The 23,305-nt window shown below is 38.2% G+C and carries 22 protein-coding genes; 16 read left to right on the top strand and 6 right to left on the bottom strand.

All coding sequences use genetic code 11. From position 1 onward, the window contains the following. Positions 1–150 precede the first annotated feature (150 nt). The 4 genes from OIT90_RS14545 to OIT90_RS14530 all read left to right on the top strand — a co-directional run bounded on the left by OIT90_RS14545 (position 151) and on the right by OIT90_RS14530 (position 4,450). Complete coding sequence (locus tag OIT90_RS14545) at positions 151–828, top strand: GntR family transcriptional regulator (RefSeq protein ID WP_059374431.1); 678 nt, start codon at positions 151–153, stop codon at positions 826–828. A gap of 38 nt (positions 829–866) precedes the next feature. Beyond that, positions 867–1,934, top strand: a complete 1,068-nt coding sequence (gene uxuA / locus OIT90_RS14540) for a mannonate dehydratase (protein WP_106025702.1) — start codon at positions 867–869, stop codon at positions 1,932–1,934. Between the two features lie 23 nt (positions 1,935–1,957). Further along, on the top strand, positions 1,958–2,812 hold the full coding sequence (locus OIT90_RS14535) for an SDR family oxidoreductase (RefSeq protein WP_126682201.1): 855 nt from the start codon (positions 1,958–1,960) through the stop codon (positions 2,810–2,812). 84 nt (positions 2,813–2,896) lie between these two features. Next, positions 2,897–4,450 carry an MFS transporter gene (locus tag OIT90_RS14530; RefSeq protein ID WP_039176478.1) on the top strand — a complete coding sequence of 518 codons (1,554 nt, stop codon included), beginning with the start codon at positions 2,897–2,899 and terminating at the stop codon, positions 4,448–4,450. A gap of 143 nt (positions 4,451–4,593) precedes the next feature. Here the strand turns inward: OIT90_RS14530 and OIT90_RS14525 are convergent, their stop codons facing one another. Further along, positions 4,594–6,027, bottom strand: coding sequence for an amino acid permease (locus OIT90_RS14525; RefSeq protein WP_106025705.1), 1,434 nt, complete (start codon positions 6,025–6,027; stop codon positions 4,594–4,596). 314 nt (positions 6,028–6,341) lie between these two features. On the opposite strand from OIT90_RS14525, the gene tcyA reads away from it, so the two are divergent. From tcyA to OIT90_RS14510, 3 genes are read left to right on the top strand one after another with little or no spacing between them, the layout of a single operon-like run. After that, complete coding sequence (tcyA, locus tag OIT90_RS14520) at positions 6,342–7,157, top strand: cystine ABC transporter substrate-binding lipoprotein TcyA (protein ID WP_039176473.1); 816 nt, start codon at positions 6,342–6,344, stop codon at positions 7,155–7,157. Next, the gene (locus OIT90_RS14515) at positions 7,144–7,836 is read left to right on the top strand and encodes an amino acid ABC transporter permease (RefSeq protein ID WP_327842339.1); all 693 of its coding nucleotides are present in this window, start codon (positions 7,144–7,146) and stop codon (positions 7,834–7,836) included. The genes tcyA and OIT90_RS14515 overlap by 14 nt, the downstream gene beginning before the upstream one ends. A 12-nt stretch (positions 7,837–7,848) precedes the next feature. After that, positions 7,849–8,592, top strand: a complete 744-nt coding sequence (locus OIT90_RS14510; protein ID WP_041089051.1) for an amino acid ABC transporter ATP-binding protein — start codon at positions 7,849–7,851, stop codon at positions 8,590–8,592. A 40-nt stretch (positions 8,593–8,632) separates the two neighbouring features. Here OIT90_RS14510 and OIT90_RS14505 read toward each other — a convergent pair whose 3' ends face one another. From OIT90_RS14505 to OIT90_RS14495, 3 genes are all read right to left on the bottom strand, one after another. Next, on the bottom strand, positions 8,633–8,917 hold the full coding sequence (locus OIT90_RS14505; RefSeq protein WP_064498665.1) for an AbrB/MazE/SpoVT family DNA-binding domain-containing protein: 285 nt from the start codon (positions 8,915–8,917) through the stop codon (positions 8,633–8,635). 98 nt (positions 8,918–9,015) lie between these two features. Further along, complete coding sequence (locus tag OIT90_RS14500; RefSeq protein WP_144490723.1) at positions 9,016–9,576, bottom strand: class D sortase; 561 nt, start codon at positions 9,574–9,576, stop codon at positions 9,016–9,018. A gap of 6 nt (positions 9,577–9,582) precedes the next feature. Next, on the bottom strand, positions 9,583–13,620 hold the full coding sequence (locus OIT90_RS14495) for an isopeptide-forming domain-containing fimbrial protein (RefSeq protein ID WP_474892666.1): 4,038 nt from the start codon (positions 13,618–13,620) through the stop codon (positions 9,583–9,585). A gap of 534 nt (positions 13,621–14,154) precedes the next feature. Between OIT90_RS14495 and OIT90_RS14490 the strand changes: the two genes are divergently transcribed. From OIT90_RS14490 to OIT90_RS14480, 3 genes are all read left to right on the top strand, one after another. Then, complete coding sequence (locus OIT90_RS14490; protein ID WP_041089049.1) at positions 14,155–14,799, top strand: YczE/YyaS/YitT family protein; 645 nt, start codon at positions 14,155–14,157, stop codon at positions 14,797–14,799. 84 nt (positions 14,800–14,883) lie between these two features. Further along, the gene (locus OIT90_RS14485; RefSeq protein WP_058837312.1) at positions 14,884–15,474 is read left to right on the top strand and encodes a hypothetical protein; all 591 of its coding nucleotides are present in this window, start codon (positions 14,884–14,886) and stop codon (positions 15,472–15,474) included. A gap of 94 nt (positions 15,475–15,568) precedes the next feature. Next, on the top strand, positions 15,569–16,261 hold the full coding sequence (locus tag OIT90_RS14480; RefSeq protein ID WP_058837311.1) for a 4'-phosphopantetheinyl transferase family protein: 693 nt from the start codon (positions 15,569–15,571) through the stop codon (positions 16,259–16,261). On the opposite strand, the gene OIT90_RS14475 is transcribed toward OIT90_RS14480, so the two are convergent. Then, entirely contained in the window at positions 16,258–17,595 is a 1,338-nt protein-coding gene (locus OIT90_RS14475) for an aminotransferase-like domain-containing protein (RefSeq protein ID WP_058837310.1), read from the bottom strand. The two genes, OIT90_RS14480 and OIT90_RS14475, sit on opposite strands and share 4 nt — an antisense overlap. 130 nt (positions 17,596–17,725) lie before the next feature. On the opposite strand from OIT90_RS14475, the gene OIT90_RS14470 reads away from it, so the two are divergent. The 6 genes from OIT90_RS14470 (at position 17,726) to OIT90_RS14445 (ending at position 22,529) form a co-directional block, all read left to right on the top strand. Continuing rightward, positions 17,726–18,640: a DMT family transporter gene (locus OIT90_RS14470; protein ID WP_058837309.1), complete on the top strand. Its 915-nt coding sequence runs from the start codon at positions 17,726–17,728 to the stop codon at positions 18,638–18,640. Between the two features lie 352 nt (positions 18,641–18,992). Next, on the top strand, positions 18,993–19,292 hold the full coding sequence (locus OIT90_RS14465) for a hypothetical protein (RefSeq protein ID WP_126682192.1): 300 nt from the start codon (positions 18,993–18,995) through the stop codon (positions 19,290–19,292). Between the two features lie 64 nt (positions 19,293–19,356). Further along, positions 19,357–20,781 (top strand): hypothetical protein, encoded by a 1,425-nt coding sequence (locus OIT90_RS14460; RefSeq protein WP_144490717.1) that lies wholly within the window; start codon positions 19,357–19,359, stop codon positions 20,779–20,781. A gap of 8 nt (positions 20,782–20,789) precedes the next feature. Beyond that, positions 20,790–21,479 carry an ABC transporter ATP-binding protein gene (locus tag OIT90_RS14455; RefSeq protein WP_126682190.1) on the top strand — a complete coding sequence of 230 codons (690 nt, stop codon included), beginning with the start codon at positions 20,790–20,792 and terminating at the stop codon, positions 21,477–21,479. Further along, a complete protein-coding gene (locus OIT90_RS14450; RefSeq protein ID WP_073979274.1) occupies positions 21,436–21,969 on the top strand; it encodes a stage II sporulation protein M in 534 nt (177 codons plus the stop codon). The genes OIT90_RS14455 and OIT90_RS14450 overlap by 44 nt, the downstream gene beginning before the upstream one ends. Before the next feature lie 20 nt (positions 21,970–21,989). After that, positions 21,990–22,529 carry a hypothetical protein gene (locus OIT90_RS14445; protein WP_075610865.1) on the top strand — a complete coding sequence of 180 codons (540 nt, stop codon included), beginning with the start codon at positions 21,990–21,992 and terminating at the stop codon, positions 22,527–22,529. Between the two features lie 30 nt (positions 22,530–22,559). On the opposite strand, the gene OIT90_RS14440 is transcribed toward OIT90_RS14445, so the two are convergent. Beyond that, positions 22,560–23,300 (bottom strand): thioesterase II family protein, encoded by a 741-nt coding sequence (locus OIT90_RS14440; RefSeq protein ID WP_144490716.1) that lies wholly within the window; start codon positions 23,298–23,300, stop codon positions 22,560–22,562. Positions 23,301–23,305 lie beyond the last annotated feature (5 nt).

Here is a 23,305-nt window from a genome sequence, read left to right as displayed (position 1 = left end):
TTAATATCCCTCACTTTTATGATTGATCATGGTTTAGAATCATCAAGAGTTATATAAATGCTCACAGGGTAATATTCAGAAAAATTAAATTAGTGTCTACCATTCTAATGCACTTGTATGGTAGTATGTTAGAGAAAGGAGATTAGAATAATGAATATCGATTTTAAAAACCAAAACCTCTCTACGAGGGAACAAGTTTACAATATGCTAAAAGATCAAATATTAAGCCTGAAGCTTCCACCTGGGACAAATATTTCTGAAAAAGAAATATCCATTCAATTTAATGTTAGTCGAACTCCTGTAAGAGAAAGCTTTTTAAAATTATCTCAAGAAGGATTATTAAGTATCTATCCTCAACGAGGTACTTTTGTTTCTTTAATTGATTTGAACCTTGTGGAGGAAGCACGGTTTATGCGAGAACATCTCGAGAAGGCAGTGATTAGACTAGCCTGTCAGGAACCTTCTGAAGAGTTGATTAATGATTTAGATATGAATTTAAGTATGCAAAAAATTTGCGTTAAGAAAAAAGATTATAAAAAAATGTTTGAATTAGATGAGGAGTTTCATAGAACTATTTTCAAACGGTGTAAAAAAGAAAAAACATGGTTAGTTATTCAACAGATGAATGTACACTTTAATAGGAGTCGCATGTTAAGGCTAGTAACAGATTATAATTGGGATAATATTCTTTCTCAACATGTAAATATCTTCAAAGCAATACAAGATCAAGATGCTGATAAAGCTGAAACAATCATGGAAGAGCATTTGAAAATTGCACTTGTTGATAAAGAATTATTGAAGAAAGAATATCCAAATTATTTTAAATAAAAATAGGTTGTTACTTATATTTTTAGGGGTGATGGTAGATGAGGATGACATTTAGATGGTTTGGAGAAGGAAACGACACAATCACACTGGAACAAATAAAGCAGATTCCAGGAGTGGAAGGAATTGTTTGGGCACTGCATGATGTGCCCGCAGGAGAAGAGTGGCCAATAGAAAGAATTGTAGAAATGAAAAAATTAGCTGATAAACATAACCTTCATATTGAAGTGGTTGAAAGCGTGAATGTTCATGAAGACATTAAGCTCGGACTTCCAACTAGAGATCGATACATAGAAAATTATAAGAAAACAATTCAGAAGCTAGCAAAGGTCGGTGTTAAAGTCATATGTTATAACTTTATGCCTGTATTTGATTGGATCCGTACAGACTTAAATAAAACACTTCCTGATGGCTCTACAGCTCTATTTTATGAACATAGTCGAATTAAAGATATTGATCCGAAAGACTTAGTAAATAAAATTAGTGAGAACTCCAGTTTAACCATGCCAGGTTGGGAACCAGAGCGGTTAAATCACCTCCACCACCTTTTTGAAGCCTACAGAAATGTAACAGACGATGATTTATGGGACAACTTGAAATATTTTTTAGATCAGGTTATTCCAATTGCAGAACTTCATGATATTAAAATGGCTATTCATCCTGACGATCCACCTTGGCCTGTCTTTGGTCTACCGCGAATAGTAACTAACCAAAAAAACATCAGAAAAATTTTACAACTAAATAATAGCCCACATCATTGTATAACGCTCTGTACAGGATCTTTAGGAGCAAACTTAGAAAATGATTTAGTTTCTATGATTCACGAATTTATTGATAGAATCCCATTTACTCATATAAGAAATGTACGTGTATATGATAACGGGGACTTTGTTGAAACATCGCATCGATCAAAAGATGGATCAGTAGATGTTTCAGCTATTATACACGCTTATTACGAAAGCGGATTCAAAGGTTATTGTAGACCCGATCATGGAAGACACATATGGGATGAACAATGCAGGCCTGGATATGGTCTTTATGATAGAGCACTTGGAATTATGTATTTGTGGGGAGCTTGGGATGCTTTACAAAATAAACATTCTGTATGAAAAGAAGCAAAGGAGGAAGCTACATGGTAAACATACAAGAAAATAAAAATTTAGCTGGTAAAGTAGCTGTCATAACAGGAGGAAGTGGAGTACTTTGCAGCGCCATGGCAAAGGAACTTGCTAGACATGGCGTGTCTGTGGCCATTTTAAATAGAACAGTCGAAAAAGGTGAAAAGGTAGCCGAAGAAATTAACCTTATGGGCGGGAAAGCGATTGCGATTAAATGTGATGTTCTGAATAAAGAGAGTGTTGAACAAGCCGAGAAAATTGTAACAGAGGAATTAGGCAATTGTACAATATTGATAAATGGAGCTGGTGGTAACCACTCCAGTGCAAATACAACCAATGAAATATTTCAAACAGAAGACCTTACTAATCCTAAGGTAAATACTTTTTTTCATTTAAGTACAGATAGTGTACAAAATGTATTTGATTTAAATTTTATGGGGACTTTTATTCCTACACAAATTTTCACTAAAAATATGGTTCATCGAAAGGGAGCAGTTGTCATCAACATGTCATCTATGAGTGCCCCTTCTCCAATGACCAAAGTGCCTGCTTATAGCGCGGCAAAAGCAGCAATTGAAAATTTCACCAAATGGTTAGCTGTTCATATGGCCGAGGCAGGAATTAGAGTAAATGCCATAGCACCGGGCTTCTTTTTAACCTCACAAAATAAAAACCTTCTCCTAACTGAAGAAGGAGATTATACAGAGAGGTCTCATAAGATTATTTCGAACACACCAATGAGAAGGTTTGGTACGCCAGAAGATCTTCTTGGTACCCTATTATGGCTTGTTGATGATCATATGTCAGCATTTGTTACCGGCGTGACCATTCCTGTTGATGGAGGTTTTATGGCGTATTCAGGTGTTTAATATTTTTATTTTTTTCCTTGTCATACATCTTTATTTTATATGTTTTTTTAAATTTATAAGTAGGCTTGGAAAGGAGAAATAAGAATGCAGACTGAGAACAGGAAACTAACACTCAAAAATTATATTGGTTATGGAACAATGGATTTATTTGGAGGGGGAGCATTCGCTATCATAGGCGCATGGATGTTATATTTTTTTATTACATACTGTGGTCTTACCCCTGTTGAAGCAGGATCTATTATTGCAATTGCTCGTATTATTGATGCGATAGCAAGCCCAATTATGGGCCATATCACTGACAATTTTGGTCGTACAAAACTTGGGAAAAAATTTGGACGACGCAGGTTCTTTTTACTAATTGGAAGCCCTTTGATGGTTATTTATTCTCTTCTTTGGATTTCTGATATGAATTACTGGTACTATTTAACGGTTTATATTTTGTTAGAATTCCTTGCAGCAATGGTATTAATTCCATTTGAAACACTTGGAGCTGAAATGACGAATGATTTTAATGCACGGACCAAGCTCTCAACAATAAGATTAATCTACTCAGGACTAGGAACATTTTTAGCTACCTTTATTCCAGGCAGATTATTCGAAATATTCGGAAAAGATTCACCTCAAGTTTTTCTTTACAATGGAATTATCTTCACCTTTATTTTTATGGCTGCATTATTAATTACACATAGAACAACATGGGAACGTAAAATAGAAGAAGACATGATAGAACCTGATGGTGTAGAAAAAGTACCTGCTATAGAATCCATAAAAAAAGTCATCATTGACTTAACATCTACTTTTAGAATTAGAAGTTTCCGCCAGCACCTCACGATGTATATTTGTTCGTTTACTGCCATGGATATTTTAAACGCTGTCTTTGTCTACTTTGTTGTGTTTTCTTTAAATAAAGATGCAGTGCTCGCAGCCGATTTATTATCTATTGGTTCATTACTTCAAATGGTATGTACCATATTGTTTGGTTGGCTCGTGATTAAAATAGGTCCTGCGCCATCTTTGAAAATATCTTATATTGCTATTATTACATGTATCAGCGGTTATATATTTTTATACTTCACACAACCAACTTATATGATTATAGCGCTGTATGCTTTCTCTTTTATCTTAGGCATCGGAAAGAGTGGGTTATATTATATACCATGGAATATTTACACTTTCATTCCTGATGTAGATGAAATGGTCACTCGTAAAAGAAGAGAAGGAATATTTGCAGGTATTATGACGTTTACACGCAAGAGTACTACAGCTTTAGCCACATTCTTGGTGGGAGTTATTTTACAGGAAAGTGGATTCGTTGCAAGTGCGACGACACAGTCTACGACAGCAATAAATGGGATTGTAGGTATTCTGTTTTTCGGAACTGTAGGGCTAGTCGGGATTAGTTTAGTTATTTCATTTAAATTTAAATTATCTAAGAAAACTCATTCCATTATGATTAATGAAATTAATAGGTTAAAGAATAATGGTTCAATGGAACAGGCTGATGATGAAACAAGAAGTGTTTTGAAAGCGCTAACAGGATGGGATTACGAGAAGCTTTGGGGTAATAATAACGTAGGATATCAGAATAAGCTCCAAAATTTTGAACAACAAGATTTTAAACAGCAGGATATGAACTAACTTTTGTTGTTAGTTGAGAACTACAGCTCAGTTAAATAGTACTTCTATTGATATGAGAAGTTCCAGAATCACTTCAAAAAAAAACACCTTCAGATTGATATCAGAGGTGTTTTTAAATATCTTAAATTTAGTGTTTTTTGATTTTAAAACCGGATCTCGTCATCTCCATGGATTTGCAGCTTCAGTGGCTCACTTTGTGCCTGATGCTTTTTCACATAGCGATGATAGACAAAATATCCAATGATCATGAGCGGTACGCCGACATATAGCCCGATGCGCTGCTCTTGATCAAAGGCAAGGCTGACCAACACGATGGTATTCAGTGTGATCGCAATGATTGGCAGCACCGGATAAAGAGGCGTTTTAAATTTTAAGTTTTCCAGCTTTCCGCCTGCTTTCAAATATTTTCTACGGAAAAGAAGCTGTGATAGTGTAATCGTGATCCAGCCTGTCTGGGCACTCATTCCGGCAATGGACACGATCCAGGCAAATACCGTTTTCTCTGCAAAAAAACCGGATAACAGCGAAATCCCTGTAAACAGGAACGTGAGCAGTAAGGCATTCATCGGTATGCCGCGCTGATTGACGCGTCTAAATGCTTTTCCTGCCATTCCTTCCTTCGATAAGGAATACAGCATTCTCGTCGATGCATACAAGCCAGAGTTCGCAACAGATAATAAAGCAATAATAATGACAAAGTTCATGATGTCTGCCGCAAAAGGAATGCCCGTTCTCTCAAACACAGTAACAAATGGACTTTGCAGCACACTGGCTTCCTTCCAAGGCACCATACCGGCTAAGACGAAAATAGATAAGACGAAAAAGACAAGTGTACGCCATACGGTTTGATGAATCGAACGAGGAACGGTTTTCTCGGGGTTTTCACTTTCTCCTGCCGCAATACCGATCAGCTCTGTTCCCTGAAACGAAAAATTCACCGTAATCATCGTGACCACAACGGCAAGCAGGCCATTTGGAAACAGCCCATCATTCACAAAATGGCTGAAGTAAGGGGCGGGTTCACCGCTCGTTGTATCAATAAACCCAAACATCGCCGCTCCGCCTACGCCAATAAAGAGTAAAATTGCAATAATTTTAATGGTAGAAAAGAAAAATTCCGACTCCCCGAACGCTTTTGCTGACCGGGCATTTAATAAGAAAAGACAGAGTCCGAATATGAGACACCAAATCCACACATCTACTTGCGGCAGCCAGCGCCTCATCAGCTGTCCTGCTGATAAGAACTCAAGGGCGACCGTTGCCGCCCAGCCGAGCCAATAAATCCAGCCGACAGCAAAACCCGCTGCCGGGCTGACAAATTTCGTCGCATACGTATGAAACGACCCCGACACAGGAAGTGCAACCGACAGCTCCCCAAGACACAGCATGGTTAAATACATGATCAATCCGCCCACAATATATGAAAGAACAGCTCCGACTGGCCCTGCTTGTCCAATCGTATAGCCCGTTCCTAAGAAAAAGCCTGTCCCAATGACACCGCCAAGTGAAATCATAAATAAATGGCGGGAAGTCATCGCCCTTTTCAATTGTTCAGGCTGATTTTGTCCAACATCCACAATGATGCCCTCCTTCTTCTAAGATGCTCTGTTATCAAAACATGTCTCCATGTGATTCATTCCATTTTCAAAACAACCTATTAATTATACATCTTTTATAATAAATATGCTTCCTTCTATGGTCACTGTCTCAAAGTCTTTATTTTAGTAATGTTCGCACAAATAAACTGAATGGCTTTTTAGGTTTGAAAGAAATGGGTTGCGGGCATAAAGTTGGTGAGATTCGCTCAAGCTAGTTTCAAATGCTTTACTTTTAGGTTGCTTCTCTGTAAGATCATATGTTGTAAATACCAACAAGAAAAGTGGGGAATAAAATGAAAAAAATGTTCTTTGCCATTATTTTAGGCGCTTGTGTTGCATTGATCACGGCATGTGGATCTGGTGCAAGCGACAACGCGAATAAACAATCTGGGTCTAAGGAATCAGGAGACCTTTGGAAATCCATTCAGGATAAAGGTGTATTAACCATCGGAACTGAGGGTACTTATGCTCCTTTCACTTTCCATGACAAAAAGACAGATAAATTAACTGGCTACGATGTAGAAGTCATCACTGAAGTAGCAAAACGCCTTGACTTAAAACCTGAATTCAAAGAAACACAATGGGACAGTATGTTTGCTGGACTGAATGCAAAACGTTTTGACGTGGTAGCGAACCAAGTTGGGAAAACTGGCCGTGAAAATCAATACGATTTCTCTGATAAATACACGACATCTCAAGCTATTGTTGTGACAAAATCAGATAATAACGACATCAAGAAACTATCTGATGTTAAAGGCAAAAAAGCAGCACAATCGTTAACAAGTAACTACAACAAACTAGCAACAGATGCTGGTGCTAAGATCGAAGGCGTTGAAGGTCTTGCGCAATCCATTCAATTGATTCAGCAAGGACGTGCTGATCTGACGTTCAATGACAAATTGGCTGTATTGAATTACTTGAAAACAAGCGGTAACAAAAACCTAAAAGTTGCATTTGAAACAGGAGATCCTCAAGAAACTTATTTCGCATTCAGAAAAGGCAGCGGCGAAGTCGTTGACAAAGTGAATGGCGCATTAAAAGAAATGAAAAAAGACGGTACACTCGCTAAGATTTCTAAGAAATGGTTTGGTGAAGATGTTACAAAATAACATCCTAGGAGTCGTCATTCCTTGGGATCTTCTTCAGCAATCTTTTTGGCCAATGGTGATGCAGGGGATTTATTATACAATTCCCCTCGCCATCATTGCCTTTATTATTGGTATTTTTATCGCGCTTGTGACAGCTCTTTCGAGAATGTCTAAAATTAAAGCCCTCAGATGGATTTTCTCCATCTATGTGTCGGCCGTTCGCGGAACGCCGCTTTTTGTGCAATTGTTTATTATTTTCTATTTCTTTCCGACATTTAATATCACACTGGATCCATATCCAAGTGCCATTATTGCTTTTTCTTTAAACGTAGGTGCGTATGCGTCGGAAATTATCCGTGCATCCGTCCTGTCTGTTCCAAAAGGACAATGGGAAGCAGGTTATTCCATTGGGATGACACATCGCAAAACGCTCGTCCGCGTGATTTTACCGCAGGCTGTGCGTGTATCGATTCCACCGCTGTCTAATTCATTCATTAGCTTGGTGAAGGATACATCCCTTGCCTCCCAGATTCTCGTGGCAGAGATGTTCCGTAAATCACAGGAAATTGCTGCGGCGAACTTGGATCAGATCTTGTTTATTTATATGGAAGCAGCCCTCATCTATTGGGTATTCTGCTTCATTCTATCGCTCGTTCAGCATCAAATTGAAAAACGACTTGATCGATATGTCGCAAGGTAAGGAGGGAACGACATGCTAACAGTCAAAGGTCTCAAGAAATCCTTTGGTGAAAATGAGATTTTAAAGTCGATTGATTTTTCGATCAACAAAGGGCAGGTTGTGGCCATTCTTGGTCCATCTGGATCTGGGAAAACAACGATGCTTCGCTGTTTAAATGCACTTGAAATACCAAATGGCGGCTCCTTTACCTTCGATGATTTCTCGATTGATTTTTCGAAAAAAAATAAATCAGCTGATCTGCTAAAGCTACGCCGTAAATCAGGAATGGTATTTCAGGATTATCACCTGTTTCCTCACCGTACAGTGCTTGAAAATGTCATGGAAGGTCCTGTCCAGGTGCAGCGCCGTCCAAAGGAAATGGTTCGAAAAGAAGCCATTCAGCTCTTGCAAAAGGTCGGTCTTGAGGATAAAAAAGACCTGTATCCATTTCAGCTCTCAGGCGGTCAAAAGCAGCGTGTCGGGATTGCCCGTGCACTTGCCATTCAGCCAGAGCTTATGCTTTTTGATGAACCAACCTCTGCGCTTGACCCTGAGCTTGTCGGGGAAGTTTTAAAGGTCATGAAGGATCTAGCGAAGGAAGGCTGGACCATGGCGGTTGTCACACATGAAATCAAGTTTGCCCAAGAAGTAGCAGACGAAGTGATTTTTATTGATGGCGGCGTCATTGTCGAACAAGGTCCTCCGGAAGAAATCTTCAAACGACCAAAGGAAGAACGAACAAAACAATTCTTAAACCGGATTTTGAATCCAGTATGATGAAAAAAGGCTGTTCTCACGTGGTGAGGACAGCCTTTTTTTATATCTCTTTTTGCAGGCGAAGCGCCAGTAAATCTTGCAGGAGCAGCCTTGCTCCCTCTGGACTGATGACCACACCACCAGATAGCACCTTATTGGAACACGTCACTTGCCCTGTTACGATACAAGGTTTGTCCTGCCAATACGGTTTCATCACAATTTGATCTTCTTCTCTGTAAATCTCCATAAAATCTTGCGAATGAATGTTCAACCGTTTTCTCATCTCTGTCGGAAGAACAATTCTCCCAAATTTATCTATATATTTAACATAATCGTTATTTAACAAATTGCCCCCTCCTGCATCACTAGATATGATATAGACAATTCCCTCTATATGAAGGGATTAAGCGATCAAATCGGTTAATCTGCAGGCTGTTCCAGTGACTAAATACGCTTCCCATATATGATATATCTGTTTGGTGCAGGACCAATATAGGAAAAAGGGTAACATGTGGTGAGGATAAGTTCTTCCTTTTCCTGTTGTAACGTAATAATTGTTTGATCATCTTTCTTCACTATCTTTGTTTTCTCGATTTCATAGACAAAACGTCCATATGAAAGCTCAATAATCAGTTGATCTCCCTTCACAAGTTCTCCTGTTCGTCTAAACACCGTATCACGGTGCCCTGATAGAACGATTTGTCCGTGCTCGTTTGGAAAATAACTCTCGTGAAAGTGACCAACGCCTTTTGCTAAATCATCTGCATCTGTTCCTTCTACAATCGGTAACTCAGCTTTTAGCTTTGGGATGTGCAAAAGCCCAATCGCTTCACCAGTCTGCGGCGCAAAAGGGGAATCTGTTTTCCCCTTTTGCTGAATGGCTGCTTGTGCAGACTGAAATGAATGATCTACTTCTTTTTGTCCATCAACGATATTCAAATATCCTACAATCGCAAGACACAGCCCTGCTATGATTAATATCGCTGAGATGAATTTTTGAAACATGACCGGTTATCCGTTTCTTTTTCTTCTGTTCCAGACGATAAGAGCTGCACCTATTAATACGAGTGCAAAACCTGCTAGTAAAAGGTTGTACATCGCAGTTGCAGTATTCGGAAGATGATGACCAGGTGTCTCCGTTTCTGAACTAGAAGGCGTATCTGGATTTGCTGGCACCTCTGGCTTATGCGGTGGTTCTACAGTTGTTGAGTTTTCAGGGTTGTCTGGATCGTCTACATTCTCACCACTTACGACTGCGATATTTTGAATGGTTTTCCCTTCAGATCCTTTGGCAACCTTCGCCTTAAATGTGACTGTATGCCAATCTGTATCTTTGATATCGCCAAATTGACCAGTTACTGTGCCTTTTGTGTAATTTCCATTGTCGTCATCTTTTGCATCTGTCGCGGCTTGTCCATCCACTTTTAGTGAACCTTCGACATATTGAAGACCTTCTGGTAGTTTATCTGCGATGACTAGATCTTTGATGACACTGTCTTCTACACTATTTTTTGTTTTGATGGTGTAAAGAAGCGTGTCGCCTGCCTGTACTTGTTTTTCATCTGTATTGCCTTTTGCTTTTTGAGAGATCTCAGATGTTTTTTCTGATTCAAGCTTTGGATCTCTTGGATCAATTTTTGTTTCTGTTGATGGCTCTTCTGGCGGCGTGTTTTCACCTGTTACTTTCGCTGTGTTTTGAATGCTTTTACCTGATTGGCCTTTTGCGACTTTCGCCTCAAATGTGACTGTATGCCAGTCCGTATCTTTGATATCGCCAAATTGACCGGTTACTGTGCCTTTTGTGTAGTCTCCGTTATCGTCATCTTTTGCATCTGTCGCGGCTTGTCCATCCACTTTTAGTGAACCTTCGACATATTGAAGACCTTCTGGTAGTTTATCTGCAATGACTAGATCTTTGATGACACTGTCTTCTACACTATTTTTTGTTTTGATAGTGTAAAGGAGCGTGTCGCCTGCCTGTACTTGTTTTTCATCTGTATTGCCTTTTGCTTTTTGAGAGATTTCAGATGTTTTTTCTGATTCAAGCTTTGGATCTCTTGGATCAATTTTTGTTTCGGTTGATGGCTCTTCTGGCGGCGTGTTTTCGCCTGTTACTTTTGCTGTGTTTTGAATGCTTTTACCTGATTGGCCTTTTGCGACTTTCGCTTCAAAGGTCACTGTATGCCAGTCCGTATCTTTGATATCGCCAAATTGACCGGTTACTGTGCCTTTTGTATAGTCTCCGTTATCGTCATCTTTTGCATCTGTTGCGGCTTGTCCATCTACTTTTAGTGAACCTTCGACATATTGAAGACCTTCTGGCAATTCATCGGAAATCACGAGATTGTTGACGATGCTGTCTTCTTCAAGATTCTTTGTTTTGATCGTATAAAGAAGGGTATCGCCTACCTGTGGTGTCTTTTTATCTGTGTTGCCCTCTGCCTTTTTCTGAATGCCCGCTGATTTTTCTGATGTTAGTTTTGGGTCACGAGGGTAAATTTTTGTTTCTGTTGATGGCTCTTCTGGCGGTGTGTTTTCGCCTGTGACGCTAGCTGTGTTTTGAATGTCTTGACCAGCCTGTCCCTTTTCAACTGTTACTTCAAACGTCACGTTGTGCCAGTCCGTATCCTTCACATCACCAAAAGATCCTGTAACCTTTCCATCTGTGTAGTCTCCGCTATCATCGTCTTTTACGTCCGTGACGGATTCTCCATCAACTTGCAGGGATCCAGTGACATACTTCAGTCCTTTTGGTAATTGATCTGAAATGACTAAATCTTTAATCAAACTGTCTTCTATCGTATTCTTTGTTTTAATCGTATAAAGAAGGGTATCGCCTACTTCTGGATGTTTCTCATCTTTGTTACCTTCTGCTTTTTTCTGCAAGACCGCTGATTTTTCTGATTCAAGCTTTGGATCTCGCGGATAGATTTCTGTTTTTGTTGTCGGTTTCTCTGGTGGTGTGTTGCCCCCTGTGACACTCGCTGTATTTTGAATGTCTTTGCCTGATTGTCCTTTTTCAACCGTCACTTCAAACGTCACCGTATGCCAATCTGTATCCTTAATGTCGCCAAATTGTCCTGAAATGGCTCCGTTTGTAAAGTCTCCGTTATCGTCATCCTTTGCGTCTGTGACTGTATCTCCATCCACCTGTAGTGAATTCGGTACATATGCCAAGCCTTCCGGCAGTTCATCTGAGATCACTAAGTTTTCAACGAGACTGTCTTCTTTCGTATTCTTTGTTTTAATTGTATAAAGAAGAGTGTCACCAACCTCTGGATGCTTCTCATCTGTGTTACCATCTGCTTTTTTCTGTAAGACAGCTGATTTTTCTGATGTTAGCTTCGGGTCACGAGGATAGATTTCTGTTTTTGTTGTCGGTGTCTCTGGTGGTGTGTTACCGCTTGTGACACTCGCTGTATTTTGAATGTCTTTGCCTGCCTGACCTTTGTTAACCGTCACTTCGAACGTCACTGTATGCCACTTCGCATCTTTCACTTCACCGAACGTTCCAGTAACTGTTCCGTCTGTTATATCTCCGTTGTCATCATCTTTTGTATCCGTGACTGGGTTTCCATCTACCTGAAGTGAATTTGGTACATATGATAACCCTTGAGGTAATTTATCAGAAATGACAAGATCTTCAATGAAGCTATCTTCAACAGCATTACGGGCTTGGATGGTATAAAGCAATGTGTCGCCTACTTCTGGATGCTTCTCATCTGTGTTGCCCTCTGCTTTTTTCTGCAAGACCGCCGATTTTTCTGATTCAAGCTTTGGATCTCGAGGATAGATTTCTATATCTGTTGTTGGATTGCCTGGTGGTGTGTTCTCCCCTTTTACATTGGCAGTATTTTTAATATCCTTGCCTGCCTGACCTTTTCCTACTGTCGCTTCAAATGTCACGGTGTGCCAATCGGTATCTTTCACGTCACCTACTTGTCCTGCAACAGTGCCGTTTGTATAATCACCTTTATCTTGATCTTTTGCATCTGTGACACTGGCACCATCTACCTTAAGTGAGCCTGCAACATAGCTTAAACTGCTTGGAAGCTGATCTGAAATGATTAGATTTTTAAGAATGCCGTATTGTACTGTATTTTTGGCTCTAATTGTATAAAGAAGGGTATCGCCTACTTCTGGATGCTTCTCATCTGTGTTGCCCTCTGCTTTTTTCTGTAAGACAACTGATTTTTCTGATTCAAGCTCTGGCGGATATGGATCAAATTCTGGTTTTACACGTGAAGCTAGGTCGTAAGATAATGTATCACCTACAGTGCCCATATATGTTGTACTTAATGTTTTCGCATCAAGTGTAAAAAGAGTGGAATGACCAATGGATTCATTTAATCCTGACTGTAATAGCATTTGTCCATTTGGCAAAAAGCTAATTCCCCGAACGCCTCCGTCAATCGTTTTACCATCCGCATTTTTAATTGGAATGACACGAATGACCTCTGCTGTATCAGGGTTCATTTGTGCAATGGCACCACTGCCATTGGATGCGAACCAAAGATAACCGTCCTTATCAACGACAAGGTCTCCGCCAACGCCAGACCCAATCTCATAGCCTACGATTTTTTTGGCCGTTTTTTTACCCGTAACTAAATCGTACGTTCCAAGGAAATACTCACCATTAGAAGCATAAGAATATATATATTTATCTTGATACACAACGGCATTAGTAGCACCTTCAGGTAATTTGGTTACGATCTCTGCCTGCCCTGAGGTCGCATTTATTTTATATAGACTAGGGCTACCGACATTATCTGCAGTTGCATATACAACATTTTCTCGATCACTTACAGCAACACCATTCACTGCACCTACATCGATTCCTTTCACCTGTACACTAGCTTTTACGTTTGTTGGGTTATTTCCATCAAGCTGCTGAAGAACCAGCGGTCTACTCCCAAACATATAGGAATCCGTATTGTTCACAACAACCGTCCCCGCGGCTTTCGTCACTACCGGTGAAACTGTTAATAAATTTCCAGCAATCAGCATTAATATAAGAAATAATTGACTTGTTCTTTTCAATATATTCATTTTTTGACCTCCCCTTTTTCTTGCTTTATATCGTAATGGTATGTACCAGTTCACCTCCCACACTTTGGTAAAGAATATCAGTAACATTTCAAAAGTAACAACATGACTAAATGACTAATTTCGACAAAAATAGACCTTTAGTAACAGGTGCCTCTCAACGTTTGATTTGCATATGTTTTTTCCAATAAAATGATCTTTTTTTATAGTAAACCTCCGTATTTTCCAACAGGTCTAATGACACAGTTTACATACAATCTCTTCTATCTAAAGATAATTATTCTTTAATTGGTTTAGATTATTTTTTTGTCAAAATATATTGAATTTTTTTCTTTTTCTTTTAAAAGGAGGGAATTAATGGCTTGGTTTGGTAAAAAAAACAATTCGAAAGTCTTGCTGTTTGTTTTGATGTTTTGACCTTTACGAATCAAAAAAATTCTTTTTGGAGTAAGCGATTACAATTGAGCAAAGCCATTTAAAGGGGTGTGAGAGTATGTTACGATGGAAATCGAGTGTTTAAGAAAGAAGGGAATGCTTTTGAAGCGGGAACATCTTTTACGTTGGTTTTTTTATTTTGTTGGACTGATCGTACTAGCTTTTGGACTATCGCTGACAGTGAAAGGGAAGATCCTTGGGATTGGTCCTTGGGACGCTTTCCACTACGGACTGTTTCAGCATTTTGGACTCACAATTGGACAATGGTCCATTATCATTGGTGCACTTATTGTGACACTGACTTCTATTTTCACGAAATCATTTCCAAAGATTGGCGCTTTACTGAATATGGTGCTGATTGGTGTGTTTATTGATTTCTTTAATGCGATATTACCGGCACCACATGGGTATTTACCGGCTTTATATGTATTTATTACGGGTGTTGTAGTTTCTGGATACGGTGTTGGCATTTATGTCTCAGCCAATCTTGGCGCTGGGCCAAGGGATTCATTAATGCTGCTCATCTCAGCGAAAACGGGACTGAACGTACAGTGGGTTCGAAATGGCATTGAGTTAACAGTGCTTTTATTTGCATGGATGCTCGGCGGACCGATTGGCATTGGAACGATTTTGACTGCGATCTTCACAGGTCTTGTCCTTCGTTTTTCCTTGCCGCAATCGACACGACTCCTGCAGCTGCTCATTACAAAAACAGCAGAGAAACCTGTTCAAACCCTTACTAGATGAGAACAAGCCATTCTAAGATCAGAATGGCTTTTCTTGTGTTAAAATAAAAAAACAGAATATTCATACATAGGAGTTGGAGATCTCATGCAGCTTTTCCACTATCATTACTGGACACCATTTGTTGAAGAGACAGAACAAGCGTATCGTTCGCTGGGCTTTGAGGTAAAAGGACGTTTCACAAAGGATGGTTCCTTTCATCCCCCGCTCACATGGGATGATTTTAGATATAAGCAGCCGACTTTTCGAATCATCGAAATGAGAAAAGGTCAGATCAATATCACATTCGGATATAGTAAAAAAGTCTTGTTTGATCACATCGGCTTTCTTGTCTCAAACGAAGAATATGATCAGCTGCTTGCACAAGCTAAGGAATTAAACTGGCCTGTCCAAGAAGGGGAACGGAGAACGTTTCTTTCGACACCTCTTCGTTTAAGGCTTGAATTACAGCGGCGTACAGATGTCATTGAAACTGGAAACGATGCGCTGCATGCTATGACAATTGCTATTCCTGATTTGTCACAGACACCTAAAGTGGATCAGCTGCTATCACCTTTGAATCAGCCCATTCACTGGCAAAAAGGAGAACGCCTTTCCCTGCTTGATGTGGTCATGACGGATATTGATAAAATGGAGACAATTGATCCGAATGGTGTACACATTATGAAACAGACATAAAAGCAGCGAGGCTCGCTGTCCTTTTTACATTAATGGACCCTTTTGCACGTCACTCTCCAATGGTACAATGAATGTAAAAAATTAGAGGTTCGTTATGAAGATATTTGCTATCCAATTACAACACTTAGATGAAATCAATGCACAACAACAAATAGAGCGTTTGAAGTCCTTTGTGTCATCTGAAAAGCGTGCTGCGGCTGATCGCTTTCGTTTTTTGATCGATGCCAGAAGAACCTTGTTAGGTGAGGTGCTGGTTCGTCAAACGATCCATGATATGTACGATCTGCCTATGGATCAGATCGTTTTTGAAACTGAGGGCAATGGCAAGCCTGTTGTCCGGCAGCTTCCTTCTTTTCATTTTAATCTTTCTCATTCTGGCGATTGGGTCGTTTGCGCAGTAGATGATGCACCTGTTGGCATTGATATTGAGGAAATCAAACCTATTGATCTGGCGATTGCCAAGCGATTTTTTTCAGCGGATGAGTATCAGGATTTACTCTCACAGCCGGCAGAGCGGCAGGAAGCCTATTTCTTTCATCTATGGTCAATGAAGGAGGCCTTTATCAAGCTGACTGGAAAAGGATTATCCTACGGTCTTTCGTCCTTTACAGCCCGTCTTTCAGAGGATGGACAGGCTACGTTGACATTACCTGATCATGAAACGCCTTGCTTTGTTCAAACATATTCAATTGATCCTGCCTACCAAATGGCGGTATGCACACGAAAGTCTGCTGCGGCTGATAGCGTTGAGAGACTCACTTGCAGTGATGTACTGTCCCGCCTTTAATAACGCGTGATTTGCTGAAATACCGTCTTTAATAGATCGACTCCGCGTGTGATCTGCTCTTCTTTCACCTGCCAGATGTTTAGCTGAAAAATCGGGTCCTTTTGATAGGCCTTCAGGTAATGGCGGTCAATTGGCTGAATGGAAACAGATGCCTTTTTCAGCTGCTGAATGAGCTGGTTCATGGGAATCGACCGGTCGACACGTACATGTGTATGGGTAGCCGGCTCCTGTTCTCCCAGCTGATAAGCGCCCTGATCATTTTTTAAACTTGCTACGAGCTGCTTAGAGCGATTTCGATAGCTCGCCCGCATTCTGTCTCTATGCCGCTCAAACATCCCGCTTTTTAAATATATTTCTAAAGCTGCCTGGGACAGCATAGAGCTGTCGATATCAATGAGCCGTTTGTGTTCGCTAAAAGGTCTAATCAGTTCTTCAGGTAAGACGACCGCTCCTGTTCGCAGCCCTGGAAAGATGATTTTCGAAAAGCTTTTCAAATAAATAACCTTTCCTGCCTGATCGTATGAATAAATCGGGTCTCTTTTTGTATCAAATTCTAAATCTGCTATATAATCATCCTCAACAATGTAGACATCATATTTCTCAGCAAGGGCTGCTATCGCTCTTTTTTCTTGCTTTGATAAACTCGTTCCAAGCGGGTTTTGAAATCGTGGCATCGTATAGAAAAAACGAATCTCCTCTTCTCGAAAGATACGCTCTAATTCGATCAGATCGATCCCTTTTTCCGTCCGCTGAATTCCGAGCACAGGCAATTGGTTTTTCTCTAAATATTGGAGATATAAGTGATAACCCGGCTGTTCTACAAGTATAGTTTGTTTTTCATTCGGAAAAGGGATGGTGCTTAAAATGGATAACGCGAGCTGAATACCAGAGGTCATGACGATCTGTTCTGGTTGAGCAAACACTTGATAATCCATTAATCGCTTTGAAATGACTGGCAGCAGAGATGGTAAACCGTTGGCTGTGCCGTAAATAAATAAGTCGTTTTGATACAAATCGATCGCTTGATTGATGCAGTGCTGAAAATCGACATACGGAAACACCACGGGATCAGGTGCAGAGGAAGCAAAATCAATCCATGTGCCATCCTGCTTACCAACTGATTGCTTCGTTTTCACGACATAATAGCCGCTTCTTTCTACAGAATACAGCAGATGTTCACGCTCCAATGTGTCTAGCGCTTTGATGACAGTGCTTTTACTCACTGCATATTGAGCCGCTAAGTGGCGAATGGAGGGAATTTTCATTCCAGCGCTGTACTCCCCTGAATCCATTTTTTCTTTTAAACTCAAGACAAGCTGATCATATTTCCTCACGCCTTTTCCTCCTTGTACCGGTACAGATATTATGTTCTCTTATTGTACACGTTAGATGTTCCGATTACGATAGAAGAACAGAACCGGTCAATTCATTTGAAGCATGCATGCTCATGTAAGGAGTCACGTTATGAATATTTCAAAACAAAAAGCGTATGCTGCTGCGATCGCATATGCCTCTATCATTGGTTTTTCCTTTTTATTTGTCAAAATAGCATTAGAATCAGCAAACCCAATCGATTTATTGGCACACCGCTTTACTGTTTCTTTTGCAGCCGCTCTATTGCTGTATCCATTTTTACGAAAGAAGAATCGCATATCCATTCAATGGCGTGATCTCATTTATATCGTACCGTTTTCCTTGCTTTATCCTGTTTTGTTCTTTGCTTTTCAAGTGTGGGGATTGATGTATACATCTTCTTCAGAGGCTGGCATCATTCAAGCGACGATTCCCATTTTGACGATGCTGCTGGCAGCCTGGTTTTTAAAGGAACGTGCGACATGGATACAAGTGCTGTTTACCCTTCTTTCTGTGTGCGGTGTGATGCTTCTCTTTGTCATGAAGGGAATTGATGTCCAGCATTCTCACTTCATCGGCTATGTGCTGATTTTACTTTCAGCCTTGTCATCCAGTGCATATAGTGTGTTTGCTAGAGTGATTACAAAACGATTCCATGTGATCGAACTCACCTTTGTGATGACCTTCTTTGGCTTTGTCTTTTTCAATGCCGCTGCGCTTATCCGGCATTCGATCAATGGCTCATTGCCGGAGTTTTTCAGTCCATTTACAGATGCATCCTTTGTATGGTCTATGCTCTTTTTAGGTATTCTTTCATCGCTTCTCACGGCGTATTTATCAAACTATGCACTCTCGCACCTAGAAGCGGCAAAGGTCAGCATCTTTAATAATTTATCCGCGTTTATCACAGTCGCCGCCGGGGTTCTCATTTTACACGAAACGATTGATTGGTATCATTTCCTCGGAGGGGTGCTGGTCATTGGCGGGGTGATTGGCGGGAATGTGGTAAAGAAACCGAATTCATAAGAAAAAGCGGCCTCTTTAAAGAGAGCCGCTTTCTTTTTTAATGTCTGATCAATTGTTGCTTGTCTTGTATTATCCTAAAAAGCTTCTTTTTTCGTCCGAATTAAATTTCAATAAATATATTTAGTGTTTTCACCTTGTATTTCATAGCTAGTTACTGAAGAAATGTCATTATCAATTAAAAAAACGATTTATATGCTAATAATTCTCTAGTAAATTCATTATCTTTCCTCACATTTTATCAAAATATTACTCTTTCGTTACAGAGAAATAAAATACAGTATAAAAAACCCATTTATTTAATATCCTTTTTTTGTATAATATGGGTATATAAGCAAGGGAGGGGGTGTTAATTATGGAATTGAGTTTAAAAAATAGATTTTTTGCACTTGTAGGCTTGAGTCTTATTTTCACTCTAACTTTAACAACTATGATTTTATTGACTCTTGAACCAGTTACACCTTTTGCAAATCTAGTAGCAAACTATCCTCAAATACCTGGCTGGGCTATAACTTCTGTTAGTGCAATTCTAAATGCAGCAGGTACAGTGGGTGCTGTTGCTGCTGTCTTAGGTACTTTTGGACTTGGTGCTATTGCTTCTCTGGTCATTAGTTATGCTAGAAAATACGGAGTGAAATACGCTATTTCTTTCTAAAAAAGATTTAATAGAGAAGGTGTAACAGCCTTCTCTATACACCTTTAAAATGGAAGTGTTGTAAATGCATAAATATTTAACATATACAAAAATGTTGTTAATCAATGATCTAAGAAGACACCAACGAAATAATGCTCTCATTTTTGTGTTTTTTGCTTTCTTATACATAATAACACCGCTATTACTAGGTATATTAACTCCTTTTTTCGTTAAGGATTTAACAATAATCTATTTATCGCTGTTTATATTTATGTTTACAGTTAATATTGATAAAAGTTTGATGAGAATACTTTTCTCTACTGATAAAAAACAGATGGCTATTTTAAAAGTTCATCTAGATCAATATATCTTCAGTAAAGATATGAGTAAGTTTTTCAGTACTATTGTGGGTGTATTATTCTTCATTTTAGGGTCTTACTTAGCAAATTTAATTATAAATGGGTATGAGGGATCTTTTACAATCGCTGCTTTGGCAGCCTCGTCTTTTATTATAGGTTACTTACTTAGATTACATGTCTTGTTGCTACTTTCTAACCCAAAGTTTTTCTCAATTTCATCGAGTATTGGTTATATAACTACTGGCCTCATTGCACTGTGGGTTTTCACTGTATTTAGATTCAATTTATTAACAAATTCTTTATCTAGTTATTCAATATATTTTATTTTAACCTTCACATTTATTAGCTTATTGTTATTGATGAATTGGAAGAAAAATGTTCGTAATGTACCAATTTTTAATTCCCAAAAAGAATTAAAAGAAAAACGAAAAAGAACATCTAGAGAGTTTAATCATATTTTATTTTATGAAATTACACTTCTCATGAGAAATCCTCCTATACAATGGTCAGTATTATTATTTATATTAACAATATCTGGGGGGTTATTTGGTCTAATTCTTTATGGTGTTAATACAAATCAACTTGAAACATTGAATATAGAAAATGATTTTTTATTTATTTTTAGTGTGATTTTTCCAATGATTATTATATCGAACGCAATACAACCATATGTCTCTTTTGATATTGATGGCCCCATTCTTCCTTTAAAACAGAATTTACCTAACTTAGTGAAAAATAAAATTAAAAACAAGATTATTTTATCTATTATATTACACTTGTTTTTTTGTATTTTATATATCATTTTTTCAAGCTTTGTATTAAAACTAGATCAGCCTTTTTACGTGATGATTACTTTAATAAACACTTGTATTCTCGTCGGTATTTGTACCGTCGGTTCTACTGTTGTATTTCCTTATTTTAATTGGGAATTTGTTTATCAAGTTCCAAGTTCTCTTAGTAAATTGACTTTAAATATTTGTTATGGTTTCATTCTAGCTTTATCAGTGATTTCCTCATATAGCACAGTATATTTCATTTTAACAAATTCTGTTATGGCTGCTTGTTCATTCATCATTTTATTTTTAATGATTAAATTTTGGGATAGAACAATCAACAAAAATTACAAATCATTTAAAACATTATTTGAGTGAGGGATTGTATGTTATCAATTCATGGTCTAATAAAAGAGTACAAAGAGTCTAACTTTAAAGTTATGATCCCTGAGATGCATTTCCAAGAGGGTAGAATTATCGGACTATTAGGTAAAAATGGTGCTGGAAAAACGACTATTTTAGAAATGGTAGCTGGATTGATAAACCCTGATGAAGGTCAAATATTAATAAATCATAGTAAGCAAAATTTTTCTTCTGTCGGATATATGGAAGACGATCCAACTCTATTTGAAAACTTAACCTGTTTTGAACTTGTAAAATACCAATCTATGCTTGTAGAACAACCTTTAGAAAATGATCAAATCAAGGATCTATTGAGCAAATATGGATTAGAAGAACAAATTCACCGCCGTTCCTCTGCTCTTTCAAGAGGTATGAGACAAAGAATGTCTTTTATTTTAACAATATTACATCATCCAAACATTATTTTATTAGATGAGCCATTTACAGGTCTTGATCCTACAAACATGGCTGACATGAAAAAACATTTAAGAAATTTCAGAGATGCCAACAAAATCATTTTGCTCTCCACACATATCATTCAATTTGCTGCAGACTTATGTGATGAAATCCTTTTTATTGATAATGGTAGTATCATTCACTCAGAAAAAAAATCTTCAGGAGTGACTTTTCATGAAGATCAACTCGAAAAGAAATTTTTTGAAAAATTATCTTAAAAATTTTTCAGTTTTTATCATATTATTTTTAGGAGGTTTTAGTTTAAGTATTTTTGCTTCAACATTTATAGATAGTATAGATTTGAAAAACAACATTGAGATTCATAGCTATCTAGAAATTTTTTTTAATAACCTTTTTGTGTCACTCCTAATATTAATATCTGGCATTGTTAGTTTAGGTTTGTTATCTAGCATTATTATTTTTCTAAATGGTTTTTTCTTAGGTGCATTTTTTATATCGTATACATATATATATGGAATTGATATAGCATTATACTATATTATTTTCCACGCTCCGATTGAAATTTTCGGTTTGTTTCTTTTTTATTTTGTCTCTTTTGATATATCAAGACAGATTATAGGATATATCATATCTAAAAACAAAATTTCATTTAAAACAAAAGGAAAAATCTATGCTAGTCAGCTTATAACCGGTGTTTTCTTATTATTTATTGCTTCGATGATTGAATTTTATTTTATAAAAATTTGATATTGTTAAAGGGTGCTATTATGAAAAAACACATTTTATTAGTATGTATGCTTTCTGGTATAATAGCTTTCATCCTTTCTATATTAAAAATGGATGAAATAAATAAAAATCTACTAGAGCTACAAATTGATGGGAATCAAGATGTAATTGAAGTTAGTAAGTGGATAGGTATTTCACTTGCTGTGATTGGAGAAATATTCAAGCCAATGATTGAAGTTTTATTTTTTTCATTAGTCATTTTTTTAAGTTTTATTATTTTCGGAATAAAAGATTCCTATAAAAATATTTTTAAAAAAGGGATATTAGCTTACTATTACATTTTATTAGGCAACTTGATTGTTATTATTTTATACCTATTAAAGGTATCTAATGCTGAACGCACGATTACACTTCCATTTTTATGGAACATCAACATTTTCGTTATAGTCGCATTTAGTGTGTGGTGCTATTCTCACTTAAAAGATCAAGAAAATAGAAGTTATAAATTTTACATCCCATTCGTTTTATTATTCTTATTTTCATTAGCTATATCAGCGTTTTCAAGTATTATTCCTCAGTAAAAAACGACCCTATTGATGGGTCGTTTTTTCTTAATTCTTGATCAATTGCTGCTTGGCTGCAAGCTCAATCACATGTCTCATCTGCTCTGCAAATGGCTCGGGATGTGTGTTGATGTACATGTGGCCTCCATCGAAATCGGTGCGTTCGATGGTTTTTGCCCATTTTAGCCAGCCGCTTGCATCCTGCATGCATTTCTCATCTTGTTTTCCATTGAATAAATAAACAGGTGTGTCGATGATCGATTGATCTGTGTGCTGAAAGGTTTCTAGTGCCCTGTAGTCTGCACGCAAGGATGGTGTAAAGTAATCCATCATTGGTTTGTTTTCTAGTAATTCCTTTGGAATCCCGCCCATTTCGGCAATATGCTGCACAAATGCGTCATTGGATAAATGCGTCAGCATCTGTCGTTTTGTTTGCGGAGGCTGAATGGCTGAGATCACCGCTGCTGCCGGATAGATCCCTTCTTTTTCTAGCAGCTGGGTTAGTCTGTAAACCACAAGTCCGCCCATTGAATGTCCGAACAGAATAAATGGACGGTTCAATTTGTCCGTGAGTCCTTCTTTATACAGCTCTGCCAGCCTGTCAATGCTTGATTCAAGCGGCATGAGATTGGTGCCGTGCCCTGGAGGCTCTGCTGCTGTGACTTCGGCCATGTCTTTTAGCTGTTCAAAGAGTGGACGGTATGAGGCGGAATATCCGCCGGCAAAAGGAAAACATATAAGCTGAATGAGATCTGATTTTTTTTCAAAGGTTTTAAATAACTGATTCATACGTC

It is taken from the genome of Bacillus sp. ABR, assembly GCF_056172715.1.
Note: the sequence above shows the minus strand (reverse complement) of the source record. Positions and strands in the feature narration are given on the sequence as shown.